A 15,739-nucleotide genomic window follows, 5' to 3' on the forward strand; every position below is an offset into this window, starting at 1 on the left:
AGCACAGTAAGCTCAATTTTGTATCACCGAGTGAGCGACATGCGATGCAAGATAAAGCGATTTTATCTAAGCGTAAGGAGGTACTAGAAGAAGCAAGATCAAGAAACCCTAAACGCTGGCCAAACGGTATAAGGAACTGTGACGTTATCGGTGAGGTAGTGTTGAACCCAGAAAAAGAGTCTGAAACTGAAACAAGAAATGCAGCTTAAAATTTAAGTAAAGAGTGCCAACTACCTTGAAAAACACCGTGAGAATAAACTTACTCCTTGTTCAGTATCAACAACGTTGATATCACATAATGAGCTACTATGTTCTAACCCTATCTGACGCCTCTTCAAGTTAATTACTTCTAAACTTTTTTCCATATAATCCTTTATTAGCTGTCTACTCTTCAAATGCATTTCTGAAATTGCGTAAATATAACCATCCATAATTTGATGCAAATCAATTTTTTCACCATATTTTAATAACATCTGTTGTGAAAAAATACCGCTATCGATTAGCTTTTTCTTAGCAAGTGGCACATGAAAAATAGCAACACTTTGATTATCTTCTGGACTCCAGCGAACACCTGTAGTGAACGTTTTTACGGGCAACGAAGCATGCTGTACATAATTCCTTAATTTGCATCCAAAAATATAATCAGGATTATTCTTTGATATATCTTGTCGATGCTTTTTAACCTCGTCGTGACTACTTTCTGAAGCAGTAATACTTTTAACGAATGATTTCTTATCCCCATCATGAAAGTGGCGATCAAGATATAGTTTACTGAAGTTTAAAACATTGAAATAAAGGCGATTTAGCTTACTACGATTATTATGATTCTTTATGTAATCATATTTAACACTGTCAGAAATAGCTCTGACACTCATTTCATACATTGTAGACTTAGCTTCAACATAGGATTCTATTACCTGATCATATAATTCTTCATGGTCAAGTATTTTAGATAGAATCTCTCTAGCATTACTCAACTCTAAATATTCACAATCACTTAGCTTTGCCTTATGGGTTTTCAGCAAACTGTCGCTCACTATACTAAAGTGTAATTCTTTCAATCTATCAACCTTGATGATGCTATTTATTAACTCAACACATTAGATACGTTAGTAGTATTAAGTCAAATAACAAATCATTCTGATGTGGACATTAATATTAAAAATAAAAAATAAAACAGGTAGTTCTCAGCTGGTCCTAACCCCGGCTCAATTCCGCAGAATGTAACTCCCCAAAAAATTACCATAAAAGTATATATATCTCACTATGGTCGCTCATGTGCATCCATGCACTTCACGACATTCAGACATCCTGCCTATCAAATAGCGAGCTAGCTTTCACAGGTGCAGGGGCGAATGAAAATCGGTGATTTTCGCGCTTATGAGCGAGAGGCAGGGATTGCCGAACTGGAGTGCTTTACATGGATGTAAAGCGAGGACTTCGGAAGCGATAGCAAATTTGCCAATGAGCACAAGGAGCTTTCAACTCCGTTGGGGGCGTCATGGAGCATCCAAGGAGGATAGGACGAGCAGTCCTCCTTGGTCGGGTGTGGGGTGAAGCCCCACGACTTTCTCGGCTGTAAGCCCGCAAAACTCAACGTAAATCAAATAGTGATTTACGTTGCCCCATCACACTGTGACTTACCTGCTTGATAGCAACTTGGTTGACGTGGGCATACGGCGCCGCGAGAGCAAATAAGGCGGGCATCGTTTTTGATCCCGCGTTCTATCCAGTTGATATTGAGGATTTTTGCGACGCTGACCAGATCGCTTTTAATGTGTTTGGGAATAGTGACTGAACCGCCGCTGGCGACACAGGCATCTTTCAGGTCGTGGGCGATAGACAGGGCATCTTTACCCTGTGCTTCAATCGCTGGATTTAAATCTATGCCTGCACAGAGAACATGCGGGTTGCCCGCCGAGTCTTCGACTTTAATCGACTCGCAGCAGTAAATGCGTGGTTCGTTGCCGACGTTTAAAATCGAAATCTGTGCCGAAGTGCCGACCGTCGGCTCGCTGATCATCCTAAAGACGGCCCAATGCTGACAAGGGTCTTCCACTAGTCGCATATTGCCCCAAGGCAGTGGAATCCCGTTACCACGGTAAACGGCTTTGAGCTTGCCCGGTGCGTAAGCATCGAAATAATGCCAATGGGGATAAGGAGAGACGACAGTCATACGCCGCATGGCGACTGAAGCTGACACTTGCAGTTGCTTGTGTACTTCAATCTCATAACCGTGGCGGTCGAGTAATTGGCGATAAGGCACTTTAGGACACAGCAGCGCACCGGCGAAGAAGCTCGATTCAAAATCGCGCCATGCATGCAAGATATCCTGCGCGTTCAAGGTATTGGACTGCATACCCGCCTCTTCATCCACTTCTAATTTGCGGCCTGAGATCATCACACTCTTGAGGCCATCCTTGTTGTGCAACACGCAATGACCTATGTGCACGGCTAAATCATATTTGAGTCTGTTGGGGCGATTTTTGAGGATTTTATTTACATAAATCGTGCTCGGCGGCTCAATAAATGAGGTGACCAACTGACGCGAACTCACGCCCATTTCATCGATAACTTCCTGCGGCGTACTGTCTATCCACTTAATTTTTAATCCCATTCCCTTAGCAATATCCAGCATATCGTCCAGAGATAAGGGCATACGTTTGAGGCCGACTTCTTCAGCGGCACGTTCAAGATCAGGGAAATGATTTTGATGGTGTTCTTGATGGGCGCGGATCAATAAATGGGCAAACTGCCGACCTGAGATCCCTGTTTGCGACAGCATCTCAGGTATCGCTATTTGTAAAATATCATTGGAAAACAAAAAGCTGGGTTCGAGTGCCATACCACTTATGCCACCACGTCGACCCTTGTCTGGCGTAATGGCGTTTTCTTCGGGCACATCGTCTAAGAACCATTCGGCGTCTTTTTGAAAAACCGCGGCGATCACAGCCAGCATTCCGGCACTCGGCACACGCTTGCCACGTTCGATCATCGACAAATATGACACAGAGGGCGCACTTCCCGCGTCGACTCGAATGCATCGTGCCGACAAATCTTCCATAGTTAAATTATTACGTTTCCGTAGGTTACGTATTTTTGTGCCTAGGAAATGTGATTTTCTCATCAAGCTCTGGTCATTGCGCATTTTGTAAAATTCACAGTGTAAAATTTTTATTGTGAAATTGTAGTCAAAAAAAGACTAGACTACAAATCAAGCAATCAAGCAATCAAGGAAAGGCTAATGCGAACAAGCTAAGCCATTCCAGTACAAGAAATGCTTAACCACTCCCACTAAAAGTGGCTAAGCACTCAAAGCGGACAAACCAAATTGAAGACAAACTTTGATAAGCCAAAAGTTAAATCAAAACCCTGAATTTTTTTTAAATTGAAAGAGTGAGAGGAACAAGCGATGAATATGTCAATTATCAAGAGCAACCAGATCCAACCGAATCTAAACAGCCTCATCGCAGAAGAAGTGCTAGCCGTGGCCCAAGTCAATGTCGCCGAGCACGAGAAGATCGCTAATGCGAAACAATTCCTCGACCGCCTCTTTCCACTTAACTCTGGTTCACACCAAGATGTGAGCAGCTATGTGGTTTACTACCAACACCTGTTGGCCTTTTTTGCCGACGGCAGCCACAGTGGTTTACGTCAGCCAAAACAGTTTGTGGCCTTTAACGGCACTAAAGATGCGCCTTGCGCCATAGTATTACAGGACCTAGGTTGCCACGTTGAACTCAGTTTCGACCGCAGTGGCATGATAGGTGCGAGAGACGTTGCCAATCTGGAAGATATCCAAATCGGAACGTCATTAAACATGGTAGTCGGAACACCAGAGTCACGTTCTGCCGCATCGCGCCATTGGCTCAGCCTATTACATGCGGGTATGTCCAGCGCCAACGACACCCAAGATAAGTTGTTTACCGCAAAGGATGGCAGCGATTACAACTTGAAAAGTATCGTAAATTTATAATTTCACTCTTTATAATCTAGCCATTTACAATTTCGCCAAGGAGATGAACTGAGCTCAGTTCATCTCCTTCGATTTACCCTCCTACTTTGCCAAACCTTCTAAGAGTCAATAAAACTGATTAACTAGATAAGTTTAATTGATTTTATTGAGGCTCATACACACAGCTATAATGCCCTCTTTCATCTGTCTCCATGATCAATCCAATTGATCGCCATTTTGTATCCGTCGCTTAATGTGAAGATCTGTGGTTGGAACGATAAACCGAATCGCTCGAGCCTAAGGCGTTATGAATTCTTCATCGACATCACAGCAAAATAATAAGACTCATCGCATCGTTTTCATCTGTGCGGGTTTGTTATGCCTCGCGCCTTTTATCTCATCGCCCATGGCGCTAGTGTTAGGTTTTACCTTAGCCAGCCTTGGTTGGGTGCCAGTGCAATGGAATATCGCCGCACTCACCAAAAAACTCCTGTCTTATTCGATCATTGGCTTAGGGTTTGGGATTAACTTAAACGCGGCGATCGAGGCGAGCACCCACAACTTCGGCCTGATTGTTGGCTCAATCTTTTTCACCCTCAGCTTAGGGTTTATGCTCACCCGCGCCCTGAAATTTGATCATGTCACGGGCCACTTAATCGCCTCTGGTACCGCTATTTGCGGTGGCAGCGCCATTGCCGCAGTCGCTCCGGCCATCAATGCGCGTAACGATCAAACCGCCACTGCGTTAGCCTGCGTATTTGTGCTCAATTCAGTCGCGCTATTTTTATTCCCTGCACTCGGCCACTTGCTCAATATGAGCCAATACGATTTTGGCGTGTGGAGTGCCATCGCCATCCACGATACTTCATCGGTTGTCGGCGCGGCTTCAGCCTACGGCGATGAAGCCTTAAAAACCGCCACTACCATAAAACTCGCCCGTGCCCTGTGGATTATTCCGATAGCATTGGTCAGCGCTATGTTGTTTGGTGGCAATAAGCGCAAGCTTAACCTGCCGTATTTTATCGGTTTTTATTGTTTAGCCATTGCCGTGGCCCATTGGTTGCCACAATTCCACGCTGTTTATGACACCTTATTTATGGTGTCGAAACGGGCATTAGTCCTGTGTTTGTTTTTGATTGGTGCAGGAATTACAGTGCAGAAAATGCGGGCGAGTGGCCCCAAACCTTTGTTGCTTGGGGTGATGCTGTGGGCAGCAATTGGTATCACGTCTTTAGTGTATATTGTTTATTTTCAATAGCTAAGATTTAACTCAAAGCCAATCTACTCTGCCGTCGGCTTCATTCGCCAAGCCCAGTAGAGGACGCCAACAAAGGCGGAGAATTCGATAAGTGAACGCACGAGTCCTGTGGTTTGCGTCGAAGCGACCAAGGCAATCAGGCAAAACACGATAATCAGCCAGTTTTTCAATTGCATCTTCCTGCAAACTTAGGGGATGCTCATTATTGTTTAGAACTAAAAACTCAGCAAATATCGATTTTCAATAACAAATAGCTATAACAGCTAAGCCAATCCTGCGTTGATTAAGCTGCCTTAGGGCTTGATGCCGCTTCATTCGCAGCAAGATCTTGATTATGTTCTTGAATAAAATCTTCCATAAACCAAGCGCAAAAAGTATGGCGTCCATCGACTGCCGCTTTACCGTAAATGGTCGATGCCTGTTGTCTGACGGTTTTTTCTTTAGTCTGGCGCACTTCGGCAATTTCTTTAAAGCTTAAGCCCTTAAGTAATAAAAATGCCACTTGCTGCTCACTCTTAGTAAAGCCCCAAGTCTCGAATTGCTGCGACACAGCTTGGCTGTATTCTTGTCTGGCAGAGCGCATTTGCGTCGACATATTGTCGATTTTTTTATCCGCATGCTCCAACCGTTTAGCTAACGCTTTCACCTCGCGGGAGCGACGAATAAGGTCATAACTTAAGTACATGGCACCAATCACAGTGAGCACTAATAACATGGCTTCCTGGGCAATATGCCATTGGGGAATGCCCAATTGAATGTCGGAAGTGATGTCAAAAAGCTTAAAGCATATGATCAAGGCCAACAGACCAATAATGACAAAATCCTTCATCGAAAACTCCTAAATAAAAGCAAAATCAACCCATTAATTTATGGGACATATGTACCATAGACGGTTTTATGATACATGTCCCCCACGACTTTCGCCCACCAATCCCTACACTGACAGCACACTTTATTACCATAGAATCGTCCTATGTCTGTCAGTACGTCTTGTATCAAGTTATGTCTGTTGGCGACCTTAGTCAGCAGCAGTTTCCTGTGCCACGCCGCTAATTCCGAGCTATCTCAAGCACTCACCACCAGCCAAGCAAGATTACATTCTCTATCTCAATCGGGCGGCCAGTTACCGCAATCACAAATAAGCTTAAGCAGTTCATCTTGGCTCAATGGCCTGCCGAGCATTAGCTTGAGTCACTTAGGTAGCCTAGATAATGGTAACAGCTACGAGCAGGAACTCTCACTCAATTTGCCAATAAAATCCCCTGCTTTGCACAGCAGCGATAAGCAAATTAAACAACTCACCCAAGGCATTCAGGTGCAACAAGCCGCGCTGCAAGGCCTGTATTTATCGGGATTATTGCGACAAAGCCTGTGGGAACATCGTCTTGCTGCAGTGAAACTGGCCCAATTAGATCGCAAGAGCCAATTACTCGACAAGCTTCATAGTCAGCAAAAGCAACTCACAGATGCGGGCGAACTGCCGATTGCCCACATTCTCTTGTTAGAGCGCGAACTGGTGGATATTGCACTGGAGCGGGTCGACCTTAACCAGCAACAGGCTGAGGCGCTTGCCCTCTATCAACAACTCACCGGACAAGAGCAAATACCGCAGAACATAGCCGAAACCGCGCGGCCACTTTCTGCCAACAACCAATCCAATGACATGCTCGCGCAACATCCATTATGGCAATTATTGAGCCTGCAGAAACAGCAACAGCTGTTGATCATCCAGAGTCAGCAAGCGGGGAATAACGATCCTTGGGCAGTCTCACTCACGGCCAAAAATACCGCCGATAATCAAGTCGATGATCAACAGCTTGGCATCGCCGTTTCTGTACCACTGACCTTAGGTTCTGCCCTATCACAAACCGAATTATCCCAATGGCAACAAGCCAATACCGAGCACACGCTCAACCTCGACCGTACCTATATCGAACTGAAAACTCAGCTTAAAAAGCTAGAACAACAGCAACAAAACTTACTCGACCAACAGACATTGCTAACTCAAGCCTTACACCTTAGCCGCACCATCACTGAAGAGCTGGCCAAGGTCAAAGACCAAAATCAAGTTAGCTACGAAGTCTGGCTACGCCGCTATATGGATACCCTCGATACCGAATCCCGCTTAGCACTAAACCAAGTCGCGCAGCAACAACTGCACTCCCAACAACTGCAAGCCTTAGGAATTTCATTATGATGGCCAAGTACGGCGCATGCCTTTTCTGTTTATCCGCCAGTGTTGCCACTTTAGTGCAGGCTGAATCCTTAACGATAAGCTCCCTCGGTAATTTAGACCTGAGCTACGTACAACCACAGAAAGTCGCCAGTTATGAGGGCAGCCCGTTGCCCGCGCAGGTTGAAATCCTCCCCGGTAACGATTATTGGATCAGCACGCCGGAGAATATCCAGCAGATCAGCTTTCTCGTCGGCCAAGGCCAGCTCGTCACTAAAGGCCAAGCAATAGTTAAACTGACTGGGCCAGAAGTGTTCCACTACCTCGCCCAAGTCGAAGCCGCCAGCAGCTTATATCAACTGGCAAAAAGTCGTTATGAGCGCAATAAACTCTTAGTAAACAATGGCAGTATCAGCGCAGAAAAATGGCAAGAGATCAGCCAAGACTACTTCAGCACTCACCTCGAATACGAGCACATGCAGCATTTTATGGAGATAGTCAAAAGCACAGATGCCACCACAGACTCCCTAGTGGTAGGCACGCCAGTGGCGGGGATCGTTAAACTCAATCAAGTGAATGGGCCTTATATGGCGGGTTCGCAGCTATTCTCACTGGTGCCCAGCGACAGCATTCGCGTCAAGGTCAGTGTGCCAATGAGTCAGTCATATTCGCTCTCGGCGGTGAATATCAATCAGTGCCATATCGCTATTGAGTCCGTGTCGGCCATCGCCGAAGGTGCCTTTGTGACCGCTTGGTCATCACCCGTACCGCAGGAATGTAACTTATTGTTAGGACAACAGATCACTGTGATACCTGAGTATCAAAAGGCGGTGTATTTACTCCCTAAAAATAGCGTATTCAGTTGGGAGCAAGACAGCCAAGTCTTCACTAAAACCGCCGACACGCTCACCTCGATTACAATCAATATTCTTGGCTCAACTCCTGAGCAATATATCGTTGAAAGCGATCAAGAACTCAGCCAAATCCAAGTGTTATCCCAGTCAGTTGCTGCAGTCAAAGGCATAATGCTTGGCTTAGGAGGCGAATAAGATGTTGACCTCAGTCATCCGCTTTTCGCTTACGCAGCGCTTATTTGTGCTGATTGTGGCGCTGATCATCATATTAGCGGGAGCGCGAGCCTGGTTTTCCATTCCCTTGGATGCCTTTCCCGATATTTCGCCCACCCAAGTGAAGATTATCCTCAAGGCGCCCGGCATGACGCCGGAGGAAATCGAAGCGCAAATTACCGTGCCGATTGAAACCGAACTGCTAGGTATTCCCCATCAATCGATTCTGCGCTCGACCACTAAATACGCCATCAGCGATATCACCCTCGATTTTGACGAAGGCACAGATATCTATTGGGCGCGCCAGCAGGTGAGCGAACGCATCGCCGCCGTGTGGGACAGTTTCCCTGAAGGTGTGACGGGCGGTGTGGCGCCAATGAGTACGCCGCTCAGCGAAATCTTTATGTTTTCACTCGAAAATCCCAATCTTTCGCTGATGGAAAGACGGCAGTTGCTCGAATGGGAAATCCGTCCGCTACTACGAACCGTTGCAGGTGTCGCCGATGTGAATATCCTCGGTGGCTATGCCAAAAGCTTTAGTGTGACACCCAAACCTGCGGCTATGGCGGCCGCGGGCGTAAGTTTTGCGGCGCTGCAACAGGCGATAGTTGAGAATAATCACAACGAAGGTGCGGGCAAGCTCACCATTGGTACAGATACCATCATAGTGCGCGCCGAAGGTCGCATCGATGACATCGACGAACTCAAACAATTGGTGATCAAGGCCGATGATGCCAGAGTCTATCGACTGCAGGATTTGGCCGATATTCAAATTGGCCACTTAGCCCGCTATGGCGCAGTCACTAAAGATGGCAACGAAACCGCCGAAGCCTTGATCATCGCCCTGAAAGACGCCAATACCGCACAAGTAGTCAAAAACATTAAAGAGAAACTCGATCAAATCAGCCTAACCTTGCCAGAAGGCAGCCAGATCAACACCTTTTACGACCGCGCGAATCTGATCAATACCGCGATTGATACTATCTCCAATGCCTTATTCGAAGCCGTAGTGTTGGTGATCATCTTGCTGGCGCTATTTTTAGGTAACGTGCGCGCCGCATTGGTCGTGTCACTCTCGCTGCCTCTTGCCGCGTTGATGACGTTTTTGATGATGGATTACTTCAATCTTTCTGCGAACTTAATGAGCCTAGGCGGACTAGTTATCGCCATCGGCATGTTAGTGGATTCATCTGTGGTCGTAGTCGAAAACATGGTGAATCTTATCGCTACTAAGCAGAGATTACCGCGGCTGCATTTGATTTTTCGCGCGACCAAGGACGTTGCCATTCCCGTAGTGTCGGGCACTGTGATCGTCATGATAGTGTTCTCGCCCTTACTGACCTTGAGCGGGCTCGAAGGCAAACTCTTTACCCCAGTTGCGGTCACTATCGTGTTTGCCATGCTGTCGGCGCTGGTGTTGTCGTTAACCGTTATTCCGGTTATCGCTTCTTATCTCGTCAACGAAAAAGCCGCCAAGGAACCTAAGGCGATTGAAAAGCTTAAACAGCTTTATCTGGCCAGCCTCAAGAGCACGTTTAGCCATCAAAAACGCTTTATGGTGATCGCCTTTAGCTTGCTTATCGTCAGCTTAGGCTTGTTCGGGTTAGTGGGAAAAACCTTTATGCCGACCTTAGATGAAGGCGACATTATCCTGCAGCTGGAGAAATCCCCGTCGATTTCACTCGAAGCTTCGATTGCCATCGACAAGCAAATTCAGCAAACCTTGCTGGCTAAAGTTCCTGAAATCAAACAAATGGTGGCGCGTACTGGCGCGGATGAAATCGGCTTAGATCCCATGGGGCTCAATGAAACCGATGTATTCTTAGAACTTCTGCCCCGCAGCGAATGGCGCTTTGCCAATAAAGAAGCGCTTATCGATGCGATCCGCACTGTGTTATTGGACTATCCCGGCGTTAATTTTAACTTCACTCAACCGATACAAATGCGCGTGTCCGAAATGCTCACTGGTAGTATTGGCGACGTGGCGATTAAGGTCTTTGGTAATGATATCGACACCTTAGGCCAGCTCACGAGCCAGATCCAACAGCTCGTTAATGCCACCAGCAGCAGCGTCGATGTGAAAATGGCGATGATCGAAGGCAGTCCTTTTATCAACCTCACCTTAGATAACGAGCTCGCCCGTGGCTTTGGCATGAGCACCATGGAGTTTGCTCGCTACCTGAAAAGCCAACTCGAAGGCGTGATAGTGACCGAAGTGCTGCAAGGTAAGAAGCGCACACCCGTACTGATGGCTAATAATCAGAGCCACTTAAGCAGCATTAATGAGCTTAAAAATCAGTTACTGGTGATGCCAGATCACTCCTTAAAACGCCTGAGTGATGTCGCCACCTTAAGCTATAAGCAAGGCCCCATCCTTATCGAGCGTGAGCAAGGGAATCGCTTTTCAGTGATCACCACCAACGTGCAGGGTCGCGATATTGTGAGTTTTGTAGAAGAGCTCAACGCTAAAATCGCAAAGGAAATCAAACTCCCGAGCGGTTATAGCGTGAGTTTTGGTGGCGAGTTTGAAAACCAGCAGCGAGCCACCAGCAATTTACTGTTAGTGATCCCCATTGCTATCGCACTGATCACTTTGATTTTATTCACCACATTTGGCTCACTGGCCAAAGCGGGCTTAATCCTCGCCAACGTTCCCTTCGCTATGATGGGCGGTATAGTTAGCCTGTATTTATCGGGGGAGTATTTGTCCGTGCCCGCCTCAGTTGGCTTTATCGCCCTGCTCGGCGTCGCTGTGCTCAATGGCGTGGTAATGGTCAGCTATTACGAACAAACCAAGCACATGTTCAGTAATCTGCGCGAACGGGTAGAACAAGGTGCGGCGCGGCGTTTACGCCCCATTTTGATGACGGCGACAACGGCCATGTTTGGTCTTATGCCGCTAGTGTTTGCCTCAGGTCCTGGGGCTGAAATTCAAAAACCTTTAGCGATTGTGGTGATTGGCGGTCTGCTCACTTCAACCATTACCACACTGTATTTACTGCCAATTCTGTATTTTTGGCTGGAGAAACGTAAATGAGCACAGAACAACTGTTAGTACTGATCGCCCAAAATGATATTAAGGACGACATAGTCGATACCTTGATAGAGTTAGAGTTTCTATCGGGTTTTAGCCTAGGGAATATTTGTGGTTTTAGCCGTGAACACAGCCATTTTAATATCAAGGAACAAGTGGAAGGTTATCGGGAGTTTTGCAAATTCGAAATCATGCACCCCGTTGCACAACAAGCCGCGCTGCTCGCTGCGCTGGCGTTGGTCTGCAAACATAATCCCTGTCGCTATTGGATTATGCCCATTTATCAAAATGGCACTTTGTCCTAACTCACTGCGCCATTAACCGCGTTAAATCTCGTCATCCGGCCTTATCGCTAAGGTCGGGATGCCTTATAAAATAGCTACAAAATTGGCGTTGGACGCCGCACTAAAAAACCACTCAGGATCGATAAAATGCAGTAAGCGGTAAAGAAGTAAAATCCATTTTCAAATTGCGCTTGGGTTTTTAGCATTTCCCCCATGCCACCTGAGGCGTTCCCCGCCATAAAGGTGATGATCAGCGCTACCACAAACACATCGGCCATCGACCACTTGGCGAGTGCGTTGACGACGGCATTAATCCTCAGTTTCAGGCCAATCGAGCTAACACATTGCTGTGCCAACATTAAGCTCAACTTCAAGGCTGGCACTATCACACTGAATAACATGACTAATCCCGCGACGAGCCCATTACCAGAGTGATAAAGCTCGGTCACTGTTCCCCAAATACTACGAGTCTTCTGCAACACTTGGACTTCACCTTTAAGACTATTAAACCCAAGCAAACCACTGACCATGCTTAACATACCGCGGGCACTGTCACGTCCAGAGTCCTCATCAAAGCTTTGGGCAACTTGCTCTATGCCTTGTTCCGCCAGCTTGGCCTTATCGATACTGCCGCTGATACTCAAAATAGGTTGAGTCACCCCTGGGATTAACAAAGCCAAGGATAAGATAATGATAAAAATAGGAAATAGAGATTTCATAGCACTGTTCATAGCATTGCTCGACCAGAGAAATACTTTCAGTTTACGGTTTTTAGCGCAGGCTCTGCAATCATTCACACCAGCCATCGACTCAGATGACCGGCATTTAAGGTAGGATTTGAAGATTAATAGAAAGGAGTCGGATCGATATCTAATGCACTCGGTGACACACCGCGTTCAATATAAAGTTCAGATTTTAATAAATCCACCATAGCGACATCAGTGTAACGTTTTACTTTTAAAGAATAAAAACACTTTACGATTGGATGTAGCGCATCCCTATCTTTCGAGGCCCAAACAATACCAACACGACCATCCGATAATTCAACTAAGGAACCCACAGGGTAAACACCAATACAACGAATAAACTCATAGACCAATTCTTGATCCAAATGGAATGGCGTCAGACTGAGTAAAATTTTAAAGGCCGCGGCAGGGCTCATAGCCTCTTTATAACATCGCGTCGCTGTCAAAGCATCGAAGATATCAACGATACAACTCATACGGCCATGGCGGGGGATTTCATCACCCTTCAAACCCCTTGGATAACCTCTGCCATCTAACTTTTCGTGGTGCATTAAGCAGATATCTTTACTGATCTGTGACAATCCATTAGTTTCGTTCATAATTTCAAGCGCATACACTTGATGCAGCTTCATATGTTCAAACTCTTCTGGTGTCAATTTACCCGGCTTGTGCAGCACTTTATTGTCGACTTTAATCTTGCCAATATCGTGTAAAATCCCGCCGACCGCCATTTCCCGTAGCATGACGCGATCTAGCTTTAAGTATTTACCAAAGGTAACCAGTAGAAAGGCAACATTCACTGAATGTTCAAGTAGATAGGCATCTTTTGAACGGAGTGCAGACATACATTTAAGCGCATCAGCATCCAACATCACTGACTCTATCATGGTATCGGCCAACGCTTCGAAGGGGGCAACTTCGATGGCTTTACCTTCGAAGGTCTCAGATAAGACTTTACGAATGAGGTCTTTCGCTTCGGTAAGCATGACTTTAGCTTGAGCTTGTTGCTTATCGCGGCTAATGAGCGCTTTTTTATTGTCAGTTTGATTATCGTTAGTGATTTTTTTCTTTAACCCACAATGTTCAGCCGAACGATCAGCGTCTACCCAAACAAATTTAATACCACTTTTAGCTAACTTTAAAATCGCATCCTTGTGTTTAATTTGTCCTGCATTTGCAATAGCAAGTTGACCTTTATCATTTTTGTCTATGGCACTGACAAACATACCCAATGTCAGCTGTGACACTGGTAATTTGATGAGTTCAACTGATTCTGCCGACTCACTCATATCTACAACCCCAAGGATGATGTGCCTGAATAAAATATCAACTTAACCATACGACATTAAAGCGACTTACGCTCAAATGTTCTGTTGTTATTTTTGATTATTATAGAACAGACGTGAGGGGCATTCTAAGACGAGGATTAGAAAATCACCATAGACTTTCTTGGTAAATAAAGGGGCTTAAACAAGATACGATGAAATCAGAGCTTAAGGTGTCGATTAGACTCATTTCAATCTCTCATTATTTCAACAAATGCCTAATAGCTAGGCATTCAAAACCAGCGACCCTCACGCGCGAAAAGCTCACAACTACCCCACATAACGCTCAGCCATTTCAGTTGACTCTTCCACCAATAAACCATTGCGTAAACTCAGTTGCCGTGACACTGCACTGTGTTCAATGCTTCTGTGAGTACTGAGCAAAATAGCGCAACCTTGGGAGCTTAACCGCTTTAGCAAGTACCACACTTTGCCGTAGTAATGCTTATCCATCCCCGCCAATGGATCGTCCAAAAGCAGCACCTTAGGGCGTAGGCAGGCGAGTGACGCTAAGGCAATCAAGTGCTGTTGGCCGTAAGATAATTTGTGGGGCGACAGATGGGCTAAGCTAAATAAATCCAACTCGTCCAACATTTGCACCGCTCGCTCTTTGGGGAGTTCAAAGCGCCTAAGGCTAAACTGCATTTCGGCTAGTACGTTAGACTCGAATAATTGTCGACTCGGCCTTTGCATCAACAGTCCCAATTCAGCGCCATAAATCCCCAATTTAGGTCTTCGCCCTAGCACTTTAAGGGGAAGACGCTGCCTTAAACTGTGCACGCCCGCTATAGTTTTCAATAGACTCGTTTTACCAGAGCCGTTGTCGCCCACTAAGGTCACTATCTCCCCCGCCTGTAATTGGAATCCTTGCGGACACGCAAATAACGTGGGACAAGCATCGAACCCAAAATCAAAGGCTTCGGCACTGACCAAGACTTTGCCTAAATGCTCAAATTTAGCTTGATGTCGCCACGCAGGCGCTTCAATTTGCGGCGCATCGCTCACTGTATAGATGCCTTCGGACAACTTGCCTGCCTCTAACTGCCAATAATGCTGAATAATCTCGGCGAATGCCGAGGCGTTATGCTCAACCAATACTAGCGCCATACCATCTTGGATAAGATTGCGAAGCACGACCAGCAGCTCACTCACACCGTGGTCATCGAGTTGTGCCCAAGGTTCATCGAGCAGCAGTAAATGCGGCTCTGATACTAGTTGGGCGGCAATCATTAAGCGATATTTTTGACCGAGGGAAAGCGTGCTGACTTGGGTATCGAGGCGCAGATACAAGCCCACACGCCGCAGTGCTAATTGCACTTTAGGTAGCATTTGCTCGGCGGGAATACCGAGGTTTTCTAAGGCGAGAGCCACCTCGGCACCAACGGTTTGCCTTAGTAGCTGAGTTTGTGGGTCTTGCATTACCAGACCCGTAACCAATTGAGGATAACGCCAGATGTCACCTTCATGCGGGCGATTTAACACGCCCGCCAGTAGGTTTAGCAGACTCGATTTTCCTGAGCCCGTAGGACCGCTCACGCAATGGCATTGGCCTGTACCAATCGCCAAGTTAATTTCCTGTAATACCGTCGGTAACTGGCTGCCATAGTTGAAGCTAACGCCTTCGAGATCTAAGAGTTTCATGCTATATCCTGAAGAATCCCCTGATGATTTACAAATAAATCATCAAATTAGGGTGGAAGCGCATCTTGTTGCATGATCAAATGGTTTCGCTAAAAACTACACTTGGACAACAAGATGCGCGAAGCCAATATCCTACAACATTCTTTACACCAATACTGCCCAGAACTTCACCTAAAACGATTAAACAGCTTGATGCTGGCCTCTAAGGCACTGATTGAATGTAAGACACTGACCTTGACTGAGTTAGGTCGAAATT

Annotated in this window: 13 protein-coding genes and 2 pseudogenes; 8 read left to right on the forward strand and 7 right to left on the reverse strand. The window is 46.1% G+C overall.

The annotated features are described in order from the left end of the window. A pseudogene (locus L5M18_RS21470) lies at positions 1–209 on the forward strand (IS3 family transposase); the annotation flags it as partial. Positions 210–230: 21 nt separating this feature from the next. Here L5M18_RS21470 and L5M18_RS21475 read toward each other — a convergent pair. Continuing rightward, complete coding sequence (locus tag L5M18_RS21475; RefSeq protein ID WP_263198562.1) at positions 231–1,061, reverse strand: hypothetical protein; 831 nt, start codon at positions 1,059–1,061, stop codon at positions 231–233. Positions 1,062–1,615: 554 nt separating this feature from the next. Next, the gene (locus tag L5M18_RS21480; RefSeq protein WP_105250724.1) at positions 1,616–3,148 is read right to left on the reverse strand and encodes a DUF3612 domain-containing protein; all 1,533 of its coding nucleotides are present in this window, start codon (positions 3,146–3,148) and stop codon (positions 1,616–1,618) included. A gap of 264 nt (positions 3,149–3,412) precedes the next feature. On the opposite strand from L5M18_RS21480, the gene L5M18_RS21485 reads away from it, so the two are divergent. Both L5M18_RS21485 and L5M18_RS21490 read left to right on the forward strand, forming a co-directional pair. Next, on the forward strand, positions 3,413–3,976 hold the full coding sequence (locus tag L5M18_RS21485) for a malate synthase (RefSeq protein WP_011845404.1): 564 nt from the start codon (positions 3,413–3,415) through the stop codon (positions 3,974–3,976). Between the two features lie 286 nt (positions 3,977–4,262). Then, on the forward strand, positions 4,263–5,213 hold the full coding sequence (locus tag L5M18_RS21490) for a YeiH family protein (RefSeq protein WP_168826154.1): 951 nt from the start codon (positions 4,263–4,265) through the stop codon (positions 5,211–5,213). A 23-nt stretch (positions 5,214–5,236) separates the two neighbouring features. On the opposite strand, the gene L5M18_RS21495 is transcribed toward L5M18_RS21490, so the two are convergent. Further along, the gene (locus L5M18_RS21495; RefSeq protein WP_105253023.1) at positions 5,237–5,383 is read right to left on the reverse strand and encodes a hypothetical protein; all 147 of its coding nucleotides are present in this window, start codon (positions 5,381–5,383) and stop codon (positions 5,237–5,239) included. 113 nt (positions 5,384–5,496) lie between these two features. Then, positions 5,497–6,042, reverse strand: a complete 546-nt coding sequence (locus tag L5M18_RS21500) for a helix-turn-helix transcriptional regulator (protein ID WP_263198564.1) — start codon at positions 6,040–6,042, stop codon at positions 5,497–5,499. Between the two features lie 144 nt (positions 6,043–6,186). On the opposite strand from L5M18_RS21500, the gene L5M18_RS21505 reads away from it, so the two are divergent. Genes L5M18_RS21505 through L5M18_RS21520 form a run of 4 tightly spaced genes read left to right on the forward strand, consistent with a single transcriptional unit; the run spans position 6,187 to position 11,792 of the window. Further along, the gene (locus L5M18_RS21505; protein WP_263198566.1) at positions 6,187–7,410 is read left to right on the forward strand and encodes a metal transporter; all 1,224 of its coding nucleotides are present in this window, start codon (positions 6,187–6,189) and stop codon (positions 7,408–7,410) included. Continuing rightward, positions 7,407–8,435: a membrane fusion-like protein gene (locus tag L5M18_RS21510; protein ID WP_263198568.1), complete on the forward strand. Its 1,029-nt coding sequence runs from the start codon at positions 7,407–7,409 to the stop codon at positions 8,433–8,435. Before L5M18_RS21505 ends, L5M18_RS21510 begins: the two co-directional genes overlap by 4 nt. A gap of 1 nt (position 8,436) precedes the next feature. Beyond that, complete coding sequence (locus tag L5M18_RS21515) at positions 8,437–11,490, forward strand: efflux RND transporter permease subunit (protein ID WP_263198569.1); 3,054 nt, start codon at positions 8,437–8,439, stop codon at positions 11,488–11,490. Beyond that, positions 11,487–11,792, forward strand: a complete 306-nt coding sequence (locus L5M18_RS21520; protein ID WP_105250730.1) for a DUF3240 family protein — start codon at positions 11,487–11,489, stop codon at positions 11,790–11,792. Before L5M18_RS21515 ends, L5M18_RS21520 begins: the two co-directional genes overlap by 4 nt. A 74-nt stretch (positions 11,793–11,866) precedes the next feature. Here L5M18_RS21520 and L5M18_RS21525 read toward each other — a convergent pair whose 3' ends face one another. The 3 genes from L5M18_RS21525 to L5M18_RS21535 all read right to left on the reverse strand — a co-directional run bounded on the left by L5M18_RS21525 (position 11,867) and on the right by L5M18_RS21535 (position 15,483). Then, the gene (locus L5M18_RS21525; protein ID WP_173248414.1) at positions 11,867–12,502 is read right to left on the reverse strand and encodes a paraquat-inducible protein A; all 636 of its coding nucleotides are present in this window, start codon (positions 12,500–12,502) and stop codon (positions 11,867–11,869) included. A gap of 113 nt (positions 12,503–12,615) precedes the next feature. Continuing rightward, positions 12,616–13,806 carry an HD-GYP domain-containing protein gene (locus L5M18_RS21530; protein WP_263198571.1) on the reverse strand — a complete coding sequence of 397 codons (1,191 nt, stop codon included), beginning with the start codon at positions 13,804–13,806 and terminating at the stop codon, positions 12,616–12,618. Between the two features lie 306 nt (positions 13,807–14,112). Next, the gene (locus L5M18_RS21535; RefSeq protein WP_263198573.1) at positions 14,113–15,483 is read right to left on the reverse strand and encodes an ATP-binding cassette domain-containing protein; all 1,371 of its coding nucleotides are present in this window, start codon (positions 15,481–15,483) and stop codon (positions 14,113–14,115) included. Positions 15,484–15,597: 114 nt separating this feature from the next. Between L5M18_RS21535 and L5M18_RS21540 the strand changes: the two are divergent. Continuing rightward, positions 15,598–15,739 (forward strand): annotated as a pseudogene (locus tag L5M18_RS21540) (IS4 family transposase); the annotation flags it as partial.

Source organism: Shewanella sp. SM20 (assembly GCF_025654545.1).
Classification (GTDB): domain Bacteria; phylum Pseudomonadota; class Gammaproteobacteria; order Enterobacterales; family Shewanellaceae; genus Shewanella; species Shewanella oncorhynchi.

Bases quoted from the DNA above. Each gene is read 5' to 3' on its own strand.
- L5M18_RS21480 (WP_105250724.1), bottom strand. From the start codon at position 3,148: ATGCGCAATGACCAGAGCTTGATGAGAAAATCACATTTCCTAGGCACA.
- L5M18_RS21485 (WP_011845404.1), top strand. From the start codon at position 3,413: ATGAATATGTCAATTATCAAGAGCAACCAGATCCAACCGAATCTAAAC.
- L5M18_RS21490 (WP_168826154.1), top strand. From the start codon at position 4,263: ATGAATTCTTCATCGACATCACAGCAAAATAATAAGACTCATCGCATC.
- L5M18_RS21500 (WP_263198564.1), bottom strand. From the start codon at position 6,042: ATGAAGGATTTTGTCATTATTGGTCTGTTGGCCTTGATCATATGCTTT.
- L5M18_RS21505 (WP_263198566.1), top strand. From the start codon at position 6,187: ATGTCTGTCAGTACGTCTTGTATCAAGTTATGTCTGTTGGCGACCTTA.
- L5M18_RS21510 (WP_263198568.1), top strand. From the start codon at position 7,407: ATGATGGCCAAGTACGGCGCATGCCTTTTCTGTTTATCCGCCAGTGTT.
- L5M18_RS21515 (WP_263198569.1), top strand. From the start codon at position 8,437: ATGTTGACCTCAGTCATCCGCTTTTCGCTTACGCAGCGCTTATTTGTG.
- L5M18_RS21520 (WP_105250730.1), top strand. From the start codon at position 11,487: ATGAGCACAGAACAACTGTTAGTACTGATCGCCCAAAATGATATTAAG.
- L5M18_RS21525 (WP_173248414.1), bottom strand. From the start codon at position 12,502: ATGAACAGTGCTATGAAATCTCTATTTCCTATTTTTATCATTATCTTA.
- L5M18_RS21530 (WP_263198571.1), bottom strand. From the start codon at position 13,806: ATGAGTGAGTCGGCAGAATCAGTTGAACTCATCAAATTACCAGTGTCA.
- L5M18_RS21535 (WP_263198573.1), bottom strand. From the start codon at position 15,483: ATGAAACTCTTAGATCTCGAAGGCGTTAGCTTCAACTATGGCAGCCAG.